The following is a 20,406-nucleotide window of genomic DNA, read 5'->3' as shown; positions in this document are numbered from 1 at the left end:
TGACCGGTCTCTACCGCTCCCTGAGGTGCGAGGAGCGATAGCGACGAGCCTCGAAGGGCCTGGCGACGTATCTCACCAGGCCCTTCGAGGCTCGCAAGCTCGCACCTCAGGGAGCGGAGCGGGATTCCGCAACGCGGGGAGCGGATTTGGGGATTCGCACCTCAGGGAGCGGGGGAGGGGTAGCGCTCCTTTCACCTCACCTCAGCTCAGGGAGCGGCGGAACTCAGTTGCCGAAGTAGCTGACGTCGTCGTTGCCGATGAGGTCGGGGACCGTCCAGCCGTCGAGGTCGTACTCGGACAGGCACTGCTCGGCGAGACCCTTCATCTGCTCGACGCCGCCGCGGTTCTGGGCGGCGAACAGCAACTCGGCCTTCACGTTCTCGTGGTTGCCGGAGTAGTTACGCTCGTACAACTCGTGCCGACCACCGAACTCGGAGCCGATCGAATCCCACAGCGCCTTCATGACTTTCACGCGATCGACGGCGGTGATGCCGTTGGAGCCGCGCACATACTTGTCGAGATAGGGGCGCACGGTGGGACTCTTGAAGTCGGCGGCGCTGGACGGCAGGTAGATCAGACCCGACGCGACGTCCTGCTCGATGATCTCCTTGATGCGCGGGTAGCCCTGCATCATGAACATTCGGTAGGTGAGCCCGTATTCGAGACGCGGGATCACGGTGTCGCCGATCCATGGCTCCGGGTTGTGTGCCATCGCGTCTGTGAGCGTCCAGAACAGGTTGCGCCACCCGATGACCTCGCCGACGCGCGTCTGGACGCCACGGAAGCCGCCCGAGCCGGTGCAGTCGAGTGCTTTCATCAGGAGCCCGGCGATGAAGTCGAGCTTCACGGCAAGGCGGGTGCAGCCTTGGAAGGTGAAGCGCGGCAAGAAGCCCGACTGCGGGAAGAAGGCGTTGATGCGGTCGACGTCGCCATACATGAAGACGTTCTCCCACGGCACCAGAACCTTGTCGAAGACGAAGATGGTGTCGTTCTCGTCCATCCGGCTCGACAGCGGATAGTCGAACGGGCTGCCCATCACCGCGGCCTGCTGTGTGTAGGAGCTGCGGCAGATCAGCTTGATGCCGGGAGCGTCCATCGGCACCGTGCAGATGAGGGCGAACTCCTTCTTCTTGATCGGCAGGCCGTAGTGGGCGATGAAGTTGTAGTTGGTGATCGCCGATCCGGTGGCGACGACCTTGGCGCCGGAGACGATGAGGCCGGCGTCGGTTTCCTTCTCGACCTTCATGAACACGTCACCCACCTCGTCGGGCGGGAGTTGACGGTCCACCGGCGGATTGATGATGGCGTGATTCCAGTAGAGGACCTTCTCCTGCGATTCGCGGTACCAGCGTTCCGCGTTGGCCTCGAACGGTGCGTAGAGGTCCTTGTTGGCGTGCAGCGTCCCGAGGAAGCTGGCCTTGTAGTCGGGGGAGCGGCCCATCCAGCCGTAGGTCATGCGCGCCCACTCGGCAATGGCGTCGCGCTCCTTGATGAGGTCTTCCGAACTGGTCGACGCCTTGAAGAACGGCATGGTGACGCCGCCGTTGCCGGTATCGGTGGGTGCGGTCACCTTGTCCTTGGTCTCCGGGTCGTGCATCGAGTCGTAGAGCCGTGCGGTCATCCGGATCGGATTGCGGAAGGCGGGATGGGTGGTGACATCCTTGACCCGCTCGCCGTGCAGCCAGATCTCACGACCGTCGCGCAGGGACTCGATGTACTCGTCGCCGGTCATGGGGCGTGAAGCGAAGTTCTGCTTCTTGTTGGCCTCCGCGTCGGCGGCCGGGTTGGTCTGTGGGGCCCCGTTCTGTGGTGTCTCGGTGGGGCGCTCGATGGTCGTCATGATTGATACCTCTTTCTGATCGATTGATCGTGACTGTCGATGAATCGCGTTCGTATGGAACGGTTTTGTGGTCAGGCAGGCTGGTCGAGGGTGCGCTGGAACGGGGTGAAGTCGGTCGTCGAGTCGAACCACCCGGAGTGCGGATCGTCGGCACACAGGGTCCACAGCGAGTTGACCGTGGGTTCCCCGAGATCGTGGAAAGTGCTGCGGTAGTAGAGAAGTGGTGATTTTCCGGTGGACTCGGCGTCGACGATCTCGCCGATGAAGATGAGGTGGTCGCCGCCGTCGTAGCTGCGCCACGGGACGCAACTGATGGTGGCTGCGGCGTCGCAGAGAATCGGTGCCGTCGGCCCCTGTGCCCATACCGGACCGGGGGTGGCAGGTCGGCCGGCGAAATGCATCGCGATGTCGAGCTGATCGGCGGCAAGGATGTTCACCGCGAACGGCTTGTCTTCTAAGTAGCTGCACGCCTTGGATTTTCGGGTGAGCGTGACTTGGCACAGGCGTGGTTCCAGTGAGACGGCGGTGAACGCTGTCACTGTTGCGCCGTGGGGTTCGCCGTCGGCGTTCGCGCAGGTGATGACCGTGACGCCGCTGGCGAACTGGCCGAAGACATTCTGTAGCGTCTTGCGTTCCATGTGACCTCTCCTTTCGATGAGGCAGAATGTGAGGTAGAACATAAATCGACCACAGCCAGTCTTCGATCCGCCGAACGCGATGGGGATCCGGAATACGCGGTGAGGTCGTGAGGAGTTGTCATGAGCCAAGTCGAGCGGCTTCGGATTCCGGGTGATGCGGAGTGGGAAGCGGCCTCGGCGGCGGTGTCCGACGCGTACTTTCCACACGAACTGAGTCCTCGGGAGGCGGGCAGCACGGCGATCGACGCCGACGTCGCGGTGACCGTCGTCGGGCCCCTGAGAATCGCGCGGATCGGTTGGGGCGCGGAAGTCGCGATCGCATCGGACCATCCCGGCGCGTACGGGATCAATGTTCCCCTCGACGGGGTGCTCGAGACCAGCGTCGCCGGGAGCACGGTGGTCTCGACCAGCGGCTCGGCGACGATCAATCCGCCCGACACTCCGGCGGAGATCACCCGCTGGTCGAGCACGTGCACCATTCTCGGGGTCAAGATCGACCGCGATTTCCTGCAGCACGAGGTCTGTCGCGTGACAGGTGGACCCGATGCGCGTCTGCCCGACCAGCTTGATCTGCACTCGCCCGAAGGCGCGAGCTGGTTTCGGCTCGTCCAGTCGATCGCGGGTCAGCCCGACGACGACCCGCTGCTGGCCAATCCACTGGTGGCACAACAACTCGCCGCTTCACTGACGGACGCATTTCTACTCGCCACGCTCACCGACGATCCTTCGGACCACAAGACCCTGCAACCGCGCATCGTCACACGAGTACTCGACGCCCTCCGCGCGGATCCGTCCCGACCGTGGGCGGCGGCAGACATGGCCGAGATCGCGGGCGTCAGTGTGCGCCGCCTGCAGGAAGGATTCCGGGACTACGTGGGCCGCACTCCGCGTGAATGCCTCGTCGAGATCCGACTCGCCGCGGTTCACGACGACCTGGCGTCCGGCGTTGAGTCGTCGGTGACGGACGTGGCGATGCGGTGGGGATTCACCCACACCGGACGGTTCGCGGCGGCCTTCCGGCGCAAGTACGGGGTGGCGCCGTCGCAGGTCCTGCGCGATCGGTGAGGTGCACACACAGAACTACCACGTACACACGAGATCCCTTGTGTACGTGGTAGTTCCAGGTGTATGTATCAGACCAGCTGCTCGCGCATGGTCTGCGCGGCGGCGACCATGTTGGTGAGCGACTCGATCACTTCTTCGTTGCCGCGGGTCTTGAGCCCGCAGTCCGGGTTGACCCACAGGCGGCGAGCGTCGACCGCCTTCAACGCGGCCGCCAGCGACTCCTCGATCTCGCCGGTGGCGGGCACGCGCGGCGAGTGGATGTCATAGACACCCGGTCCGACCGCATTGGAGAAGCCGACCTTGTTGAGGTCGTCGAGCACCTCCATGTGCGAGCGGGCCGCCTCGATCGAGGTGACGTCGGCGTCGAGGGCCGCGATCGCCCCGATGACCTCGCCGAACTCCGAGTAGCACAGGTGGGTGTGCACCTGGGTGGTGTCAGCGACACCCGACGTGGACAGTCGGAACGCGGTGACGGCCCAGTCCAGGTAGGCGGGCTTGTCGGCGTCACGCAGCGGCAGCAGCTCGCGCAGCGCGGGCTCGTCGACCTGGATGATGCCGACGCCTGCCTTCTCGAGGTCGACGGTCTCGTCGCGAATCGCGAACGCGATCTGATTCGCCGACTCCGATAGCGGCTGATCGTCGCGGACGAACGACCACGCCAGGATGGTGACCGGCCCGGTGAGCATGCCCTTGACCGGCTTGGCGGTCAGCGACTGCGCGTAGGTGATCCAGTCGACGGTCATCGGCGTCGGACGGCGGACATCGCCGTACAGGATCGGCGGACGCACGCAGCGGGTGCCGTACGACTGCACCCAGCCGTTCTGGGTGGCGAAGAATCCGTCGAGCTGCTCGGCGAAGTACTGCACCATGTCGTTGCGCTCGGGTTCGCCGTGCACCAGCACGTCGAGACCAATCTTCTCCTGCAGTGCAACCACATCGGCCACCTCGGCCTGCATGCGGCGTTCGTACTCCGCCTCATCGATCTCGCCCTTGCGCAGCGCGGCCCGAGCCAGTCGGATGGCCGAGGTCTGCGGGTAGGAGCCGATCGTGGTGGTGGGCAGCGGAGGCAGACCCAGCTGCTCGTACTGCTGCTCCAGCCGGGCGGCGGCCTCACCGCGGGTGATGTCGGCCGACGTCACGGCCTCCAGCCGGGCGCGGACCGCCGGGTCGTGCAGCCGGTCATCGGTCTCACGGGTGGCCAGCGCGCGCCGGCTCTCGTCGAACGCTGCTGCCTCGCTGTCGCGACCGTCGCGCAGGGCGTGAGCCAGCGCCGCGACCTCGCGATACTTCTCCGACGCGAAGGCCAGCCAACCGCGGAGGTTGTCGTCGAGCGTGTCCTCGGCGTCGAGGGTGTAGGGCACGTGCAGCGTGGAGCACGACGTGGAGACCGCAAGGTTGCCGACCGACCCGAGGATGGAACCGAGGGTTCCCAGGGCCTTGTCCAGGTCGGTGCGCCAGATGTTGCGCCCGTTGACGACACCTGCGACGACCAGCTTGTCGGCGAGCTCGGGGACGGCGGCGACGGAGTCGACGCTGCCCTCCACGAGATCGACGGCGATGCCCTCGACACCGGTGCGGGCGAGTTCGCCGAGCGCGCTGCCCGGGTCGCCGAAGTAGGTGGCGACGAGGATCGCCGGCCGGCGCGAGACCCCGGCGAGGCGTTGGTATACAGCACCGGCGAGTTGCGGCAGGCCCTCGACGGCGTCGGTGACCAGCGCGGGCTCGTCGAACTGCACCCATTCGACGCCGGCGTCGACCAAATGGTCGAGGAGCTCGAAGTAGGCGGGCAGCACGTCGTCGATGCGTGTGATCGGGTGAGCGGCGCCGTCGACCGCCTTGGCCAGCGCAAGGAACGTGACCGGTCCGATGATCACCGGCCGGGCAGCGACGCCCAGGCCGTGGGCCTGCGCGATCTCGGCGAGAACCTTCTCGGGGCGCAACCGGAACGTCGTCGAGTCGGAGATCTCCGGCACCAGGTAGTGGTAGTTGGTGTCGAACCACTTGGTCATCTCCAGCGGAGTGACGTCGGCGTTGCCGCGTGCGGCGGCGAAGTAGCGGTCGAGCGGATCGTCGATGCCGGCCACGCGCGGCGGCAGTGCGTCGAGCATGGCGGCGGTGTCGAGCATCTGGTCGTAGTACGAGAACGAGTTGACCGGGATCGAGTCCAGCCCGGCGTCGGCGAGTTCCTGCCAGGTCTGACGACGAAGATCGGCGGCGACCTTGTCGAGGTCGGTGGCCGAGACGCGTCCGGCCCAGTAGCCCTCGACAGCGCGCTTGAGCTCCCGACGGGCCCCGATCCGGGGTGTACCCAGGACAGTTGTGGTGAACCGGCGAGCCGGTGATTTCCCAGAGGTTGACATGGAAATGCTTCTCCTGCAAACGATGTGGATGGTCCGCCGCCGGCAGGGAGGGTCGACAAGCCCCATCGCGCACGGCACTGCCACAGCACGATTCGTCTTCTTCGACCAGCGCCCATTCCACGAGGCGGTGAGCCACCGGACGCGGCGCGTCCGGTACCGCTGGCAGGTCTTCGGACTCGTCGGCGGGCGCGGCAGAAGGTCTCTGCTGCGCGGTCCTACTGGCCGTCGCTTCCCAGACCCGTGGTCCAGTGCTTGTGACGGCGGTCGTTCCGACATACCGCTGCGGGACAGTTCCGGATTCTCACCGGATTCCCTCTCACCCGTCCCGTGTGGGACAGGTTCGACGCCGAACGCGGGAGCAGGGGCTCCATAGTCAACCCGGTCGGCGAACCAGTTGCGTGTGTCAGGCTACCGTCCCGCAGTGCCTCGACAACAGGGCGGTGTGGACACGATTCACCTTGGTGGCCCGCAGTGTGGCAAGATGTATCGGCGCGCCTCAATTGAGGCACGTCTGCATAAAGAGAGAAGTACACAGCATCATGGCTCAAGGAACCGTCAAGTGGTTCAACAGCGAAAAGGGCTTCGGCTTCATCGCTCCCGACAACAGCACCGATGGTGACGTCTTTGTTCACTACTCGGCCATCCAGGGCGGCGGATACCGCAGCCTCGACGAGGCAGAGCGCGTCGAGTTCGAGGTGGAGCAGGGTCCCAAGGGTCCCCAGGCGACCTCGGTCACCAAGCTCTGACACCGACTTAACAGCGACGCCGTCCGGATTTTCCGGGCGGCGTCGCTGTTGTTGTGGCGTCTCTATCCCCTACCGCAGGCCAGGTGCGAACCCTCCTCCGCTGCCTGAGCTAGGTGCGACGAGCCCTTGCGAGGAGCCTCGAAGGCCTGGCGACGTCATCTCACCAGGCCCTTCGAGGCTCGTCGACTTCGAGACGCTCCATGCTCGTACCTCGCAATGGGGCTCCTCAGCCCGGCGGCTTGCGCTCCTCGCACCTCAGGGAGCGGAAGTTGGGGCACCTCAAGGTGGAGCGGGAGTGTGGCACCTCAGGGAGCGGAAGTGGGGCACCTCAAGGTCGAGCGGGAGATCAACTACCCCGATACGTCGAGTACGAGTACGGGCTGAGTAGAACCGGCACATGGTAGTGCCGGTCGGGATCGTCTACTTCGAAGCAGATGTCGATCTCCGGATAGAAGCCGTTGATGTCGTTGTCGGCGAACCATTCTCCGGTGTCGAAGACGAGGTGGTAGATCCCCGGCACCAGCGGATCGGTGTTGACCTGACCGATACGTCCGTCGGAATCCGTACTGCCCGAGGCCAACTCGGTACCGCTCGCGTCCTGCAGGGCGACCGCCACCCCGACCGCCGGAGAGCCGGACACCGCGTCGAGGACGTGCGTGGACAACCCGGTCATCAGCCCGCCTTCTCGTCGGCGAATTGTCCGGCCGGTGCCAGCATCCGAATCAGCCTGCTGCGGTTGATCTTCGCGAGCTCCATGCGCAGCACGCGTCGTTCGGTGTCGGCGTCGTTGCGGATGCGTTCCTTGAGGATCGCGAGTAGTTCGTCGGCCGGGCGTCCGTTGGCGAACACCAGGTAGACGTGGCCGAACTTGTCGTCGTAGGCCTTGTTCAGATCCTTCAGCTCGGTCAGCACGGCCGGGTCGGCGCCCGATACCCCGCTTTGTTCACGCTGCGACGACGGGTTGTCGGGCCGGTCCCCGATGCGGGGATGGCCCGACAACGCCTCGTCGAGGTCGGCGTCGGTCAGCTCGGCGAGAATCAGATCCGCGTACTCGAGCAGTGCTTCCTCGTCGGCGAACGGACGTGCCCGGGCAACCCGAAGGGCCCAGATCGACGAGCTGCAGCACTCGTAGAGCGTGCTGATCGCCTGCCGTTCGCTGAGCTCGTTGAAACTCTCGAGCCCACGCCAATCCACCCGTCGCATACCCCTACCCTAAGAGAGTTCGGGCTGGCGGCTGAATCGGGCCGAGGTGATCGGATTGGCGTCGGCGACGAGATCATCGAAGCGGTAGTTGGCGATCTTCGCGATCTCGATGAGCGCAAAGGACTTCTCCGACGTCTCGGAGTTGTCCATGCGTGCCCAGCCGTTGCGCAGCACGCGGTCGTAGCGTTCGGTCTCGCGGGCACAGATCACCAGCGGGAACCCGAAGTGCTCGCGGTAGGCCGACGCGAGGTTCACCACGTTCTCGTGTTCGGTTTCCTCCAGGTGCGAGAGACCCTTGTGGTCGACCGCGATGAGCTCGCCGGTGTCCTCGTCCTCGGCGCCGAGGTCGGGGAAGGCCTGGATGAGCTGCATGTGCTGGTCGTCGCTGCCGGTGAGCATCGCTTCCTGGAACGCGCTGCGCAGATCGTGGACATCCTCGAACGGCCGCTGTTCGAAGGCGCGGTCGAGCACCCAGTCGACGTTCTGCACCACGCCACCGAAGGTCGCGCGGAACTGCTCGATCGACATCGCGTTGACCTCGTCCAGGGTGATCGCACCGCCGCCGGCAACCGCCGGGCCCTTGCGTCCGATGTGGAAGAACAAGAGGTTCAACAGGATTGCGCTGATCGCGCCCATGGTGATGCCGGTGGAGAAGGGTATCTGTAGGAAGATGTTGGGCATCGCCTGGTCCACGCCGGGCAGTGCGGGCACCTCGATCGGGGTGCCGTCCTTGGCCATCACGGTGGTGGGGGGCGAGGACTGCGAGTGCTCGACGTAGAGGGCGATGGCCAGCGACGTCGCCGAGATGATCAGGTTGCGGTGGTCGGTGAAGTCGACGGTTGTCAGGGTCTGGATGCCGACGATCGCGACCGTCGCGAACATGATCAGCGCCGCGCCGCCGAGAACCGGTGCGGGAATGGACTCGACGACCTTGGCCAGCTTGGGCAGCACACCGAGGATGATCATGATGACTCCGGCGCAGGCGACGACCCAGCGGCTCTTGACGCCGGTCAGACGCACCAGTCCGACGTTCTCGGAGAACGCGGTGTAGGGGAACGAGTTGAACGATCCGCCGATCACGGTGGCCAGGCCGTCGGCGCGAACGGTCGCCGCGACGTCTTCCTTCTTGATGCGCTTGCCGACGATCTCGCCGGTGGCGAAGACCGAACCCGTCGATTCGACGATGACCACGAGCAGCACCACGATGAGCGACACGATCGCGACGATGTCGAAGCGTGGCCAGCCGAAGGCGAACGGCGGGGTGAAGCCCAACCAACTCGCTTCGCCGACGCTGCTGAAACTGGCGTCACCGAGCAGCCACGCGACGAAGGTGCCGGTCGCGAGGCCGACCAGAACGGCGATGGTGGCCATGAACCCGCGGAAGAACCGCTGCATCAACACGATCAGCAGAATCGTCCCCAGTGCGTACATGATCCAGCGCGGATTGGCGGGGTCGTGGTCGTGCGTCGCGGGGTCGGTCACCGCGTCGCCCGCGCCGATCGGCAACAGGCAGATACCGATGATGGTGATCAGCGTGCCGGTCACGACCGCGGGCAGGAATCGGATCAGTTTGGCAAAGAACGGCGCGATCAGGAAGGTGAACACACCGGCCGCGATGACGGCGCCGTAGACGGTCTGCAGGCCGACGCGAGCCGCGTGCTCGCCGGTGCCGGCGTTGTCGTTGGCGATTTTGATGACCGGAGCCAGAGTCGCGAAGGTGATGCCCTGCAGCAGGGGTAGGCGGACGCCGATCTTCCAGAAGCCGACCGCCTGCAGCAGCGATGCGATGCCGCAGGTGAAGAGGTCGGCGGTGATCAGCATGGTCAGCGCTTCGTCGTCGAGATTGATGGCGCGCGCGATGAGCAGCGGGACGAGGACGGCGCCCGCATAGAAGGCGACGACGTGCTGGGCGCCGAGGGCGACCATCTTGCCGAACGGCGGCACCTGGTCGACGGGATGGATGCGCTTCTTCGGCTTCTTGGGGGTGGCTGCTGGTATTGCATCCGTCGCCATGATGTTCTCCTGGGTCGTGCGTTTGGGGGTTGCGGCGTCTGGGGTGTGGCAGGCGAGTTCGCCCTGCCACCGGGCACGCAGGAGCGAACATCGCGATCATCGACCGGCAGCTAAATAGTGGACCCGGTGTGCGAACCTCGCTGGGTGGCGGATCGTATATTGCGACCGGGTAAAAGGTGCGGATCGGACATCGATCAGCGGTGATCGGAGGCGGCTGTGGGCGAGAGTGACGTGGAGGTCGGCGGACCTGTCGGACGCTCCGGAAACGTGCTGGGTGTGGTGCTCGCCGCCGGTGCCGGCACTCGATACGGAATGCCGAAAATACTTGCTCACCAAGGGGAATGGCTGACAATCGCGGTCTCCGCGCTGCGGGACGGAGGGTGCCCGGAGGTGATGGTCGCCATGGGTGCCGCAGTGGTGTCGGCGCCGGCGGGAGCATCGGCGATCGTCGTCCCCGACTGGTCGGATGGAATGGGGTCGACGGTCGCTGCTGTGCTTCGCGCCGCACGCAATGAGTCCGGACTGGCCGGAGTTCTTTTACATGTTGTTGACACGCCGGATGTGGGCGCGGACGTCGTTGCCCGGGTGCTCTCGGCAGCCGAAGGCCACCGCTCAGTGTTGGCACGAGCGGTATTCGACGGCCGCCCCGGGCACCCGGTCTACATCGGGATCGATCACATCGATGGCGTGCTCGCCGTGGTCGGCGGCGAGGTCGGAGCCAGGGCCTACCTACGCGACCGTGCGGATGTCGTGGACGTCGAATGTGGGGATCTCGCGACGGGGGCCGATGTCGACGTCGAATGAGCCGACGCGTCGTCGCCGGCGCTCTGCGGTGTCAAGACCAGCATGACGGTGTCGAGCGTCCTTGTGGCGTCCACTCTGCCGCGGTCGTGTCCGACAAGTCGGGGTTGGGTGGTCCGGAAGAACACCGAACTCAGCAGCAGGTAGGCGAGCGCACCGGCATCGGCCTCGGGATTCGCGAACCCGGCAGCCTGGGCGTCTTCGATGAAGCCGGTGATCGCGGCCAGTCCGTGCTGGGGGCCGTAGTCGTTCTCCGCCATCACTGCGTGGATGTCGGTGCGGAGGTCCGCGTCGGCCTGGGTGGCGAAGAGGACGTCGAGCCCGGATTCGAGGAAGTTGCCGACGGTCTCGGTGAAGTAGGCGATGCCGGCGCGCAGGTCGTCGAGGTTCTGCGGTGGTTCGGGCGGCAGCGTCTTGAATTGCAGCAGGGGCCGCAGCGACTCGTCGAAGACGGCCTTGATGAGCCCCTTCCGATCGCCGAAGTGATAGAAGATGGTGCCCTCGGAAATGCCCATGCGGGAGGCGATTTCGCGTGTGGTGAGACGGGCGATGCCGCGTTCGGCCAGCACTTCGACGGCGGCGGCGACGATCTCGTCGCGGCCGGTCTTCGGGGGTCGTCCTCGGCGCATCACACCGGCCACATTATCGGATTCCTGTCAAGTTCTTGAGTGAGAACTCAAAATATGTCACGCTTTATTGAGTTCGCACTCAAATAGGAGGCTCGCATGGATCGAAAGTGGTTGGCGCTGACCGCCGTGGGCACCGGCGTCTTCATGCTCTTGCTCGACGTCACGATCGTGAATGTGGCGCTGCCCGACATCCAGGCCGATCTCGGGTCGTCACTATCCGGCCTGCAGTGGGTGATCGACGCCTACGCGCTGACGCTGGCCGCACTGCTGCTGACGTCGGGAACCATCGCCGACATCGTCGGTCGCAAGGTGGTGTTCGCGACCGGCATCGTGGTGTTCACCATCGGCTCGCTGCTCTGTGGTCTCGCCCCGACGATCGAATTCCTGGTCGGCGCGCGGGCATTGCAGGGCGTCGGCGGCGCGATCATGTTCGCGACCTCGCTGGCGCTGTTGGCGCAGGCGTTCGCGCCGAAGGAGCGGGGTGTCGCCTTCGGCGTGTTCGGTGCGGTGACCGGTGTGTCCGTTGCAGTCGGCCCGGTGCTCGGCGGCCTGCTCACCAGCGGGATCTCCTGGCACTGGATCTTCTACGTGAACATCCCGGTGGGGATCTTCGCGCTCGCGATCACGCTGTGGGGAGTCGATGAATCCAAGGCGCCGGGTGCGCATCGCATCGACTGGTTGGGGTGCGTGACGTTCAGTGCCGCGTTGGCGTTCCTGGTCTTCGGACTGATCCGGAGTCACGCTGACGGCTGGGGATCGTTGACGGCCGCTGGCTCGCTTGGCCTTGCGGCAGTGCTCCTGATCGCGTTTGTGATCGTCGAACGTGTTGTGTCCCAACCGATGATCGACGCTTCACTACTGCGGGTACCGACCTTCAGCGGCGGACTCGTTGCGGCGTGGGCCATCTCGGCGTCGATGTTCTCGGTGCTGACCTACCTGGTGATCTATCTGCAGTCGATCATGGGCTATTCGGCTCTCGAGGCCGGTCTCCGGTTCCTGCCGTTCTCGGGTGTGGTGTTCCTCGCGGCCGGTGTTGCGGGCCGACTGTCCGACGTGGTGCCGGTGCGCTGGCTGATCGCGCCCGGGTTCGTGCTGGTTGCGGTGGGCCTGTGGCTGCTGCGCGGCACCGATCCGACCGGTAACTGGACACAGCTGATCCCCGGATTCGTGGTGGCCGGGATCGGCACCGGCCTGATCAATCCGCCATTGGCGTCGACGGCTGTCGGGGTGGTCGAACAGGCCCGCGCGGGAATGGCGTCGGGCATCAACTCGACCTTCCGCCAGATCGGTATCGCCACCGGCGTCGCACTACTGGGCAGTCTGCTGGCCGCGCGCTACTCCGACGTGGTCAGTGACGCCCTGGCCGACGGTCCGCTCGCCTCGAGGTCTCGGGAGATCGGTGACGCGCTCGCGAGTGGCGATGTCGCGCAGGTGATGCAGGGCGTGCCCGGCCCGATGCGGGGACAGGTGCTCGCCGAAGCCGCACAGGGATATGTCGCGGGACTCGACCAGATCCTCGCCATCGCGTCGGTGACGGCCGCAGTGGCGGCGGTGGTCACCGCGGTGTTGATTCGGCAGAAGGACTTTCATCACGAGCGTGAGGGTGACTACGCCGGGACGGGCCAGGTCGCGGCATCCCTACGATCCTGACCGTTTCCGTTTCGTTGCCGTCTCGTGGTCGTTCCGGTGCACTCCGTTGCCGTGATGCGAGAGCACTTGTGCCTAGGGTGCACCAAGGGGCAGAAATCCGGGGGCCGCGAACCGTGAGGTGATGGCCGTGACGCGTACACATCGCGCATGGGTCGCTGCCATCGTGGTCGGGATCGCGCTGGTCGCCGGATGTGCGCGCGGTCCGGACACACCGACTGCCACGGTCACCTCGTCACACGATGCCCATGTGCCGGCAGAGTTCGACACCACCTTCCGATGGATCGCCGGGCCGGCACTCGACATGTCGAGTCCCGAGGGTACGTTTGTCCGCGCGTACGTCGAGTCCTTCGAACTCGCCAACGCCGGTGGATCTGTGCAGTGGGGTTACCGCGGCTTCGTGCAGGCCTCGCCGTCGAACATCGACCAGATGATCCTGGCGTATCCGTCGGGTGTGTCGGCTGGACGCCACGCCGTGGGCACGGCCTTCTTCACGTCGCTGCGTCGGATCGACGGTGTCGATCGAACTCGTATTGTGCTGTGCCGCTATGGATATCGGTCTGTGCGCGACGGTGATGCGTGGGTGTCGAAGGTCGACGATCCGCACCCGGTGGAGATCGACTTCCGGCGTGAGGGTGCAACACCGCCTACCGCTGCGAGCGGCCGCTTGCGTACTCCGGAGACCGCAGTGTTCGGCGGTTGGTACACCACCCGATACGACTTCGCCGCCGTCTACCCGACCCCGACCGCCGACCAACATGCCTGTGCCGCAACGGTTCCGGACGCGGCACTGAATCGCGGACCTGCGCGTGGCGACCAACCGTGGCCGACGATGGCTCCGAGTCCTGGATGGTCGGGTCGGTCGGTGGTGTGAAGAGTCTCGCTCCCGCTGGCTTAGCCCATCTGCTGATTGAGTAGCCGAGCCCCTCAGGGCGAGGCGTATCGAAAGCCGGCGAGATTCCGTGTCCGCAACCCGGTGGTCGCTGACACCGCCGTCTCCCGAGGTTTCGATACGCGGCGGGCTCGCTGCGCTCGCTCGTCGCTACTCAACCAGCAGTGGTCGGCGGCTCTTTCCGATCAGCGTCAGGCCGGTTCGACCGTGAGCCCGAGCGCACCCTCGGCAAACCGGGTGACGGGGCCGGTGGCGACCTCGACTGCCTCGTCGTAGCCGGAGCGGGCGCGCGCCCACAGGTGGCCCGTCTCGCCGTCGCGGGTGACACCGATCAGGGCGATCAGCTCACCGGTGGTCGGAATGCAGATGGCCCAGACGAATTCGGTTTCGCCTGCCCAATTGCGGTCGGCGGTCGAGACGTATCCGGCGGGGTCGTCTACCCCGAGATCGGACAACGCCGGGACATCGGATATCCGGTCGTCCGCACGAAGCGCACGCAGATACCAGGTCCCGGCGTTGATCTCGACTGCTTGCAGCGTTACTACTTCAGCTCGAGGAGGACGGTGCCCTGGGTGACAGCGGCGCCGGCCTCGACGGAGAGTCCGGTGACAACGCCGTCCTTGTGCGCGGTGACCGGGTTCTCCATCTTCATGGCCTCGAGGACGACGACGAGCTCGCCCGCGGCGACCTGCTGGCCCTCCTCGACGGCGACCTTGACCACGGTGCCCTGCATCGGGGCGGCCACGGCGTCACCGGATGCGGCAGCGCCGCCACCCTTCTTGCGTGAGCGGGCCTTCGGCTTCTTGCGGACCACGCCGTTGCCGCCGCCACCGTTGCCGAGTGCGAGATCGCCGGGCAGCGACACCTCGACGCGGCGTCCGCCGACCTCGACGACGACCTTCTGGCGCGGGGCCTCGTCGTCGTCCTCGATCGCCTCAGCACCGGTGTAGGGCTCGATCGGGTTGTCCCAGTCGGTCTCGATCCACTTGGTGTAGATATCGAACTTCTCGACGCCGTTCTCGTCGACGTGGCCGTGGAAGGCCGGGTTCTCGACGATGTGGCGGTGGAACGGCAGAACTGTGGCCAGACCCTCGACCTGGAACTCGGCCAGCGCGCGACGCGACCGTTCGAGCGCCTGCTCGCGGTTCTCGCCGGTGACGATCAGCTTGGCCAGCATCGAGTCGAACTGTCCGCCGATGACGTCGCCCGCGACGACGCCGGAGTCGACGCGCACGCCCGGGCCGGTCGGCTCCTTGTAGACGGTGATCGGGCCGGGAGCGGGCAGGAAGTTGCGGCCCGCGTCCTCGCCGTTGATGCGGAACTCGAAGGAGTGTCCGCGCGGGGTCGGGTCCTCGGAGATCTCCAGCTTCTCGCCGTTGGCGATGCGGAACTGCTGGCGCACCAGGTCGATGCCCGCGGTCTCCTCGGTGACCGGGTGTTCGACCTGCAGGCGGGTGTTGACCTCGAGGAACGACACCAGGCCGTCGCTGCCGACGAGGAACTCGACGGTGCCGGCACCGTAGTACCCGGCCTCACGGCAGATGGCCTTGGCCGAGGAGTGGATCTTGGCGCGCTGCTCATCGGTCAGGAACGGAGCGGGGGCCTCCTCGACGAGCTTCTGGAAGCGGCGCTGCAGCGAGCAGTCGCGGGTGCCCGCGACGATGACATTGCCGTGCTGATCGGCGATGACCTGTGCCTCGACGTGGCGCGCCTTGTCGAGGTAGCGCTCCACGAAGCACTCGCCGCGGCCGAAGGCGGCGATTGCCTCACGGGTCGCCGACTCGAACAGGTGGGGGATCTCCTCGATGGTGTAGGCGACCTTCATGCCGCGTCCGCCACCACCGAATGCGGCCTTGATGGCCACGGGAACACCGTGTTCTTCGGCGAAGGCGACGACCTCGTCGGCATCCTTCACCGGGTCCTTGGTGCCCGGCGCCATCGGCGCGTCGGCCTTGAGGGCGATGTGGCGGGCGGTGACCTTGTCGCCGAGGTCGCGGATGGACTGCGGCGACGGTCCGATCCAGATCAGCCCGGCGTCGATGACGGCCTGCGCGAAGTCGGAGTTCTCCGACAGGAAGCCGTAGCCGGGGTGGATTGCGTCGGCGCCCGACTTTGCGGCGGCATCCAGGATCTTGTCGAACACCAGGTACGACTCGGCCGAGGTCTGTCCGCCCAGCGCGAAGGCCTCGTCGGCCAATTTCACGAACTGTGCATCCGCGTCGGGCTCGGCGTAGACGGCGACACTGGCGAGTCCGGCGTCACGAGCGGCGCGGATCACGCGCACGGCGATCTCGCCGCGGTTGGCGATCAGGACCTTGCTGATGACGGACGGGGTCGTGGAACTGGGCACTTGTTCTCCTGGGCCTTACTCGTGCTGGGTGCTGCGACTTGCGGCGCTGCACAGGCATGTCGGACATCGAGTCTTGTGGGTGCACCCGCGCGGTCGGGGTGTGACCTCAGCGGGTGACGTACGACACCTGGGAGTGTATGTGTCGCACGTTCCGGGGAATACCCTAGCCCACCGAGCAATCGTTCGGTGGAGCCCTATGTCACATCGTCGGACCGAAGGTGCTCGCGTCACCGAGCGATCGAACGAGTTCGGTGAATGCGTGCAGGTAGGCGTGCACGGGACCGACGTCGGGGTCGATGCGATCGCCGTCCTCGGAGTGCGGAGTGGAATTGTTCACTCCGGGTGTCGCGGGCTGCGCGGACTCGCGGGGGAAGCGTGCCGAATACCGCATTCCGGACGGCGTGCGGTTGATCCAGATGTACACCTCGTCGGGTGCATAGCTGTGGCTGCGGATCACCTTGGCCCTTCCGGCGTCGGCCACGCCGGCACCCGGCGCATACCGGGTGTCGATGAAGGAGATCACGAACCGCGGATGCCCCTTGTGGCCGAGCAGCTCGGCGACGCGGAGGAACGGCAACATAGCGCCCCGCCTGCCGTTCTTGAGCTCGGCCGTGGCGCGGGTGATGGACTCGTCGAAGCTCGGCGAATCCGACATGTCGATACAGAACGGTGCCACCGCGACGAACCAGCCGAGCGCAGTGAGCCATTGCGTGTCGTCGCGTGTGTGCCGGGGAAGGACGCAGCGGAACTCGCTGTCGCCGGTCAGTTGGTGGTGAACGACGGCGAACGCGGCCAGAACCCCAGCGGTGAGGGTGCCGCCGGCCTCCGAACAGACGGCGTTGAACCGGTTGGCGCCCGCGTCGTCGAGGATCGTGCCCCACAGGGATTCCTGGGGGTCGTCGGTGGCGGGATCGGGATCGACGGTGGCAACTCGCGTCGACGCAGAGGTATCGGACCCAGAGGTGTCGGACGCAGAGGTATCGGACGCAGAGGTATCGGACGCAGAGGTGTCGGACGCAGAGGTGTCGGACGCAGAGGTATCGGACGCAGAGGTGTCGGCCAGCAAGGGCGGCATGTCGCCGGAGCCCGACGCGAGGAAGCGTTGCCACGTGGCCACCGCGGGATGGTCGGCGCCCGACTGATCGGCAAGACGTCGTTCCTGTGCGCTGAAATCGACGTAGCTGCCCACCTCGGGCAGGTTCGCGGCCCGGCGCTCACGGACCGCGCGGTAGAGCGTCACGAGTTCCTGCTGAGCCATGATCAGCGAGTAGCCGTCGACCAGCGAGTGGTCGGCGGCGAAAAGCAGGGTGAACGACCGCTCCCGGCCGACCGTCGCGAACATGTACGCCGGCCACTGCAGCGGGGCAGTGGCCCGATCGAAGGACCCGGCGATCTGCTCCATCAGCGGACCCGACGCGTTGTACCAGCCGATTCGGCCCATCTTGAGCTTGACGGTGCCCGGCGCGGTGGTCAGACGCTGCAGCCCGCGGCCCTTGATCACGACGTGACTGCGCAGCACCTCGTGCCGATCGATCCACTGCGTCAGGACCGAGCGGATCGCGGGGATCGACAGCGGTTCGTCGAATTCGATCGACAAACCCAACCACGACTCCCGGCCACCCTCACGGCGGGTGCGCACCCGGTACTCGAAGGCGGAGCGCAAGTGCTCCTCGTGATTGTGCGACGTCAACCGCGAATCGGTGCTCCATGCGCCGAGCCCACCCGGCACGAAAGGCGTCCATTCGACGAGCCCACCGGGTTCGAGCGGTTCGTCGCGGATCTGGACGAACTTCATGCCCCGGGATGGTTGGAACTCGGCCCGGCGGAGGTCTGGGTGCGGACCTGACCCTTGATGCGCCCCAGCATCCCGGCCATGCCGCGCAGGCGCAGCGGGCTCACCGCCGACCCCAGTCCGAGGTCGTAGTAGAAGTCGGCGGGCACCTCGAGGATCTCCTCGGCCGATGCGCCGTCGAGGCCCTGATGCAGGATCGACGCGAACCCGCGAGTGGTCGGTGCCTCCCGAGGCGCGCTGAAGTAGAGGCGCACCGCGGACGGCTGCGTCGCGTCGACCGACAGGAACACCGGCGACTGGCACTCGGGTACCGGTTCCATCGCGTCCTCGCGCAAGTGATCGGGCAACGCGGGCAGTTCCCCGGCGAACTCGAGCAACAGCGTGACCTTGTCCGAATCGCCGAGAGCCCCGAAATCGTCGACGATCTCGGCCAGGGCGGGCGGCAGGGTCATGCCGCGGAACCGGGCGGCGAACCCGGCTCGGTGCCGACGGCGATGGGCACCCGGACCGCGTTGCCCCACTCGGTCCACGAACCGTCGTAGTTGCGCACCTTGGTGAAGCCGAGCAGGTGAGTGAGCACGAACCAGGTGTGGCTCGAACGCTCGCCGATGCGGCAATAGGCGATGGTCGGGGTGTCGGGGTCGAGGCCTTCGTAGACATCGTCGAGTTCGGCCCGCGGGCGGAATCGGCTGTCGGGCGCTGCCGCCTTCGCCCAGGGGATCGAGACCGCGGTCGGGATGTGGCCACCACGCAGTGCGCCCTCTTCGGGATAGTCGGGCATGTGCGTGCGTTCGCCGGTGTACTCCTGCGGTGAGCGCACATCGACCAACGGCTCGGTGCCGATGGCGGACAGGACCTCTGGCGCGAACGCGCGGATCGTGTCGTCGTCGCGCTCGACCACCGGATAGTTCGATCGCGGATACTCGGGCACGTCGAAGGACGTGTCCCGGTCCTCGGCCATCCACGCGTCACGTCCGCCGTCGAGCAGTCGGACGTCCTCGTGGCCGAACAGGGTGAACACCCACAGCGCGTAGGCGGCCCACCAGTTGCTCTTGTCGCCGTAGATGACGATCGTGTCGTCGCGTTCGATTCCCTTGCTGCGCATCAATTCTGCGAACTGCTCGCCGTTGATGTAGTCGCGCGTCACCGGATCGTTGAGATGGAGGTGCCAGTCGATCTTCTGCGCCGTCGGGATGTGCCCGATGTCGTAGAGCAGCACGTCCTCGTCGGACTCGATGATCTTGAGGCCCTTGGCGCCGAGATGCGCGGACAGCCACTGGGTGGTGACCAGACGTTCCGGATGGGCGTAGTCGGCGAAGGCCGGGTTCGGGTCGGTTTCAACACTCACGGTCTGAGTCTAGGGGTTTGTGGCCCAGTCATTCGGCTCACCGACAATCCACGCTCGGGGGGTGTCGCGATTGCTAGATTCGTTTCCATGATTCGTGCAGGTGAGCGGCGTGTGTTTCGTGTCGGGATCGCATTGGCCGCCGTCGGCGTGATGGTGCTCGCGGCGTGTGGTTCGCAAGGGTCGGACAAAGGTTCGTCGTCGACGACGAGTGCGAGCCCGTCGTCGACCACCTCCACGACCACCACGACGACGTCGACCAGCACCTCGGCGCCGTCCGGTGGCGTCGTGCCCGGCGCATGCACGAAGGCGGCATGCCCCGACCTGGACGAGTCGTCGGGCAATCTCATGCGCGGAGTGGTCACGACGGAGAATGCCAACGGAACCAACGTGACGCAGTTCCTCACCGACGCCCTCGATGACCTCGACGAGTCGTGGGGTCAGTGGTTCAGTCAGGTGCAATGGGGCGATGCCTCGCCCGGCCGCGCCCTGATCGCGCCGGGCACCACTTTCATGACTCGTTGCACCGACTCGGAAACCGGTGAGGCCGAACCGGTGCCGTCCGACGAGAAGAATGCCTACTTCTGCTCCGCGGATGCCGCGCCCAACGGTGCGGGGGTGACGCGGCAGGGTTCGGTTGTGCTCCCGGTGCAGACCTTCGTCAACTTCTGGCACGGCCAGATCGTCGGTGTCCCCGCACCATTGGGGGCGGGCGAGTTCGCCGCCGCGACCGTGGTCGCACACGAGTACGGCCACAACGTGGTGTACCGGATCGCGCAACAGGGCAACATCCCCCGAAGTGGGTATCCGCAGGGCGACAACAGCGAACTGATCGCCGACTGCTTTGCCGGCAACTGGGCGGCGACCGCGCTGCGGCAGCGATTGCTCCGACCCGACGATCTGCGGCAGGCGGTGTCGTTGATCGAGGTCGTCGGGGACCCGGAACCGGGACAAGGCCACGGGACCAGCGCGGAGCGGGGTTTGGCGATCCAGCGTGGGTTCGGTCTGCCCGGCCGGCCCGGCCAGCCCATCGATTGCCTCACCACGTACTGGCCCGAGGTCTTCGGCGCCTGAAACGGCAGCGG

At 66.1% G+C, this 20,406-nt stretch carries 18 protein-coding genes and 1 riboswitch; of the genes, 6 read left to right on the top strand and 12 right to left on the bottom strand.

Going from position 1 to position 20,406, the window contains the following annotated elements; translation table 11 throughout:
* Positions 1-223 precede the first annotated feature (223 nt).
* Both ABZW74_RS14340 and ABZW74_RS14335 read right to left on the bottom strand, forming a co-directional pair.
* Positions 224-1,840, bottom strand: a complete 1,617-nt coding sequence (locus tag ABZW74_RS14340) for a 4-hydroxyphenylacetate 3-hydroxylase N-terminal domain-containing protein (protein WP_355276986.1) — start codon at positions 1,838-1,840, stop codon at positions 224-226.
* A gap of 71 nt (positions 1,841-1,911) precedes the next feature.
* The gene (locus tag ABZW74_RS14335) at positions 1,912-2,478 is read right to left on the bottom strand and encodes a flavin reductase family protein (protein WP_355276983.1); all 567 of its coding nucleotides are present in this window, start codon (positions 2,476-2,478) and stop codon (positions 1,912-1,914) included.
* Positions 2,479-2,598: 120 nt separating this feature from the next.
* Here ABZW74_RS14335 and ABZW74_RS14330 point away from each other — a divergent pair, with 120 nt between their 5' ends.
* Positions 2,599-3,543, top strand: coding sequence for an AraC family transcriptional regulator (locus ABZW74_RS14330; protein WP_355276980.1), 945 nt, complete (start codon positions 2,599-2,601; stop codon positions 3,541-3,543).
* Positions 3,544-3,611: 68 nt separating this feature from the next.
* Here ABZW74_RS14330 and metE read toward each other — a convergent pair whose 3' ends face one another.
* Complete coding sequence (gene metE, locus ABZW74_RS14325; protein ID WP_355276978.1) at positions 3,612-5,903, bottom strand: 5-methyltetrahydropteroyltriglutamate--homocysteine S-methyltransferase; 2,292 nt, start codon at positions 5,901-5,903, stop codon at positions 3,612-3,614.
* A 143-nt stretch (positions 5,904-6,046) separates the two neighbouring features.
* A riboswitch (cobalamin riboswitch) is annotated at positions 6,047-6,281 on the bottom strand.
* A gap of 161 nt (positions 6,282-6,442) precedes the next feature.
* Here metE and ABZW74_RS14320 point away from each other — a divergent pair.
* A complete protein-coding gene (locus ABZW74_RS14320) occupies positions 6,443-6,649 on the top strand; it encodes a cold-shock protein (protein WP_240858851.1) in 207 nt (68 codons plus the stop codon).
* A 346-nt stretch (positions 6,650-6,995) separates the two neighbouring features.
* On the opposite strand, the gene uraH is transcribed toward ABZW74_RS14320, so the two are convergent.
* The 3 genes from uraH to ABZW74_RS14305 are packed head-to-tail and all read right to left on the bottom strand — an operon-like array spanning position 6,996 to position 9,865.
* Positions 6,996-7,322 carry a hydroxyisourate hydrolase gene (gene uraH, locus ABZW74_RS14315; protein ID WP_240858861.1) on the bottom strand — a complete coding sequence of 109 codons (327 nt, stop codon included), beginning with the start codon at positions 7,320-7,322 and terminating at the stop codon, positions 6,996-6,998.
* Positions 7,322-7,852, bottom strand: a complete 531-nt coding sequence (uraD, locus tag ABZW74_RS14310) for a 2-oxo-4-hydroxy-4-carboxy-5-ureidoimidazoline decarboxylase (RefSeq protein WP_240858868.1) — start codon at positions 7,850-7,852, stop codon at positions 7,322-7,324. The genes uraH and uraD overlap by 1 nt, the downstream gene beginning before the upstream one ends.
* Positions 7,853-7,861: 9 nt before the next feature.
* The gene (locus ABZW74_RS14305; protein WP_355276974.1) at positions 7,862-9,865 is read right to left on the bottom strand and encodes a solute carrier family 23 protein; all 2,004 of its coding nucleotides are present in this window, start codon (positions 9,863-9,865) and stop codon (positions 7,862-7,864) included.
* A 312-nt stretch (positions 9,866-10,177) separates the two neighbouring features.
* Between ABZW74_RS14305 and ABZW74_RS14300 the strand changes: the two genes are divergently transcribed.
* Complete coding sequence (locus ABZW74_RS14300; RefSeq protein WP_240858978.1) at positions 10,178-10,669, top strand: NTP transferase domain-containing protein; 492 nt, start codon at positions 10,178-10,180, stop codon at positions 10,667-10,669.
* Here the strand turns inward: ABZW74_RS14300 and ABZW74_RS14295 are convergent.
* Positions 10,591-11,295, bottom strand: coding sequence for a TetR/AcrR family transcriptional regulator (locus ABZW74_RS14295; RefSeq protein WP_240858980.1), 705 nt, complete (start codon positions 11,293-11,295; stop codon positions 10,591-10,593). The genes ABZW74_RS14300 and ABZW74_RS14295 overlap by 79 nt on opposite strands.
* Positions 11,296-11,391: 96 nt before the next feature.
* Here ABZW74_RS14295 and ABZW74_RS14290 point away from each other — a divergent pair, with 96 nt between their 5' ends.
* Together ABZW74_RS14290 and ABZW74_RS14285 are read left to right on the top strand one after the other, a co-directional pair.
* The gene (locus tag ABZW74_RS14290; protein ID WP_355276972.1) at positions 11,392-12,945 is read left to right on the top strand and encodes an MFS transporter; all 1,554 of its coding nucleotides are present in this window, start codon (positions 11,392-11,394) and stop codon (positions 12,943-12,945) included.
* A 121-nt stretch (positions 12,946-13,066) separates the two neighbouring features.
* The gene (locus ABZW74_RS14285) at positions 13,067-13,816 is read left to right on the top strand and encodes a hypothetical protein (RefSeq protein WP_355276969.1); all 750 of its coding nucleotides are present in this window, start codon (positions 13,067-13,069) and stop codon (positions 13,814-13,816) included.
* Between the two features lie 209 nt (positions 13,817-14,025).
* Here the strand turns inward: ABZW74_RS14285 and ABZW74_RS14280 are convergent, their stop codons facing one another.
* The 5 genes from ABZW74_RS14280 to ABZW74_RS14260 form a co-directional block, all read right to left on the bottom strand.
* Positions 14,026-14,370 (bottom strand): hypothetical protein, encoded by a 345-nt coding sequence (locus tag ABZW74_RS14280; protein WP_240858982.1) that lies wholly within the window; start codon positions 14,368-14,370, stop codon positions 14,026-14,028.
* A 5-nt stretch (positions 14,371-14,375) separates the two neighbouring features.
* Positions 14,376-16,184 carry an acetyl/propionyl/methylcrotonyl-CoA carboxylase subunit alpha gene (locus tag ABZW74_RS14275; RefSeq protein WP_240858875.1) on the bottom strand — a complete coding sequence of 603 codons (1,809 nt, stop codon included), beginning with the start codon at positions 16,182-16,184 and terminating at the stop codon, positions 14,376-14,378.
* Between the two features lie 199 nt (positions 16,185-16,383).
* Entirely contained in the window at positions 16,384-17,979 is a 1,596-nt protein-coding gene (locus ABZW74_RS14270) for a condensation domain-containing protein (RefSeq protein ID WP_355276966.1), read from the bottom strand.
* Positions 17,976-18,428, bottom strand: coding sequence for a SufE family protein (locus ABZW74_RS14265; RefSeq protein ID WP_240858880.1), 453 nt, complete (start codon positions 18,426-18,428; stop codon positions 17,976-17,978). Before ABZW74_RS14265 ends, ABZW74_RS14270 begins: the two co-directional genes overlap by 4 nt.
* Positions 18,425-19,324, bottom strand: a complete 900-nt coding sequence (locus tag ABZW74_RS14260; protein WP_240858881.1) for a sulfurtransferase — start codon at positions 19,322-19,324, stop codon at positions 18,425-18,427. Before ABZW74_RS14260 ends, ABZW74_RS14265 begins: the two co-directional genes overlap by 4 nt.
* 87 nt (positions 19,325-19,411) lie before the next feature.
* Here ABZW74_RS14260 and ABZW74_RS14255 point away from each other — a divergent pair, with 87 nt between their 5' ends.
* Positions 19,412-20,395, top strand: a complete 984-nt coding sequence (locus tag ABZW74_RS14255) for a neutral zinc metallopeptidase (protein WP_240858883.1) — start codon at positions 19,412-19,414, stop codon at positions 20,393-20,395.
* Positions 20,396-20,406: the final 11 nt, after the last annotated feature.

Origin of the sequence: Gordonia sp. NPDC003585 (assembly GCF_040610755.1) — a bacterium.
Taxonomy (GTDB): Bacteria; Actinomycetota; Actinomycetes; order Mycobacteriales; family Mycobacteriaceae; genus Gordonia.
Note: the sequence above shows the minus strand (reverse complement) of the source record. Positions and strands in the feature narration are given on the sequence as shown.

Excerpts from the sequence above, each read along its gene's own strand:
- ABZW74_RS14300 (WP_240858978.1), top strand. The coding sequence starts at position 10,178 with ATGCCGAAAATACTTGCTCACCAAGGGGAATGGCTGACAATCGCGGTC.
- metE (WP_355276978.1), bottom strand. The coding sequence starts at position 5,903 with ATGTCAACCTCTGGGAAATCACCGGCTCGCCGGTTCACCACAACTGTC.
- ABZW74_RS14290 (WP_355276972.1), top strand. The coding sequence starts at position 11,392 with ATGGATCGAAAGTGGTTGGCGCTGACCGCCGTGGGCACCGGCGTCTTC.
- ABZW74_RS14285 (WP_355276969.1), top strand. The coding sequence starts at position 13,067 with ATGGCCGTGACGCGTACACATCGCGCATGGGTCGCTGCCATCGTGGTC.
- ABZW74_RS14305 (WP_355276974.1), bottom strand. The coding sequence starts at position 9,865 with ATGGCGACGGATGCAATACCAGCAGCCACCCCCAAGAAGCCGAAGAAG.
- ABZW74_RS14270 (WP_355276966.1), bottom strand. The coding sequence starts at position 17,979 with ATGAAGTTCGTCCAGATCCGCGACGAACCGCTCGAACCCGGTGGGCTC.
- ABZW74_RS14255 (WP_240858883.1), top strand. The coding sequence starts at position 19,412 with ATGATTCGTGCAGGTGAGCGGCGTGTGTTTCGTGTCGGGATCGCATTG.
- ABZW74_RS14320 (WP_240858851.1), top strand. The coding sequence starts at position 6,443 with ATGGCTCAAGGAACCGTCAAGTGGTTCAACAGCGAAAAGGGCTTCGGC.
- ABZW74_RS14330 (WP_355276980.1), top strand. The coding sequence starts at position 2,599 with ATGAGCCAAGTCGAGCGGCTTCGGATTCCGGGTGATGCGGAGTGGGAA.
- ABZW74_RS14340 (WP_355276986.1), bottom strand. The coding sequence starts at position 1,840 with ATGACGACCATCGAGCGCCCCACCGAGACACCACAGAACGGGGCCCCA.
- uraH (WP_240858861.1), bottom strand. The coding sequence starts at position 7,322 with ATGACCGGGTTGTCCACGCACGTCCTCGACGCGGTGTCCGGCTCTCCG.
- ABZW74_RS14295 (WP_240858980.1), bottom strand. The coding sequence starts at position 11,295 with ATGCGCCGAGGACGACCCCCGAAGACCGGCCGCGACGAGATCGTCGCC.
- ABZW74_RS14265 (WP_240858880.1), bottom strand. The coding sequence starts at position 18,428 with ATGACCCTGCCGCCCGCCCTGGCCGAGATCGTCGACGATTTCGGGGCT.
- ABZW74_RS14335 (WP_355276983.1), bottom strand. The coding sequence starts at position 2,478 with ATGGAACGCAAGACGCTACAGAATGTCTTCGGCCAGTTCGCCAGCGGC.
- uraD (WP_240858868.1), bottom strand. The coding sequence starts at position 7,852 with ATGCGACGGGTGGATTGGCGTGGGCTCGAGAGTTTCAACGAGCTCAGC.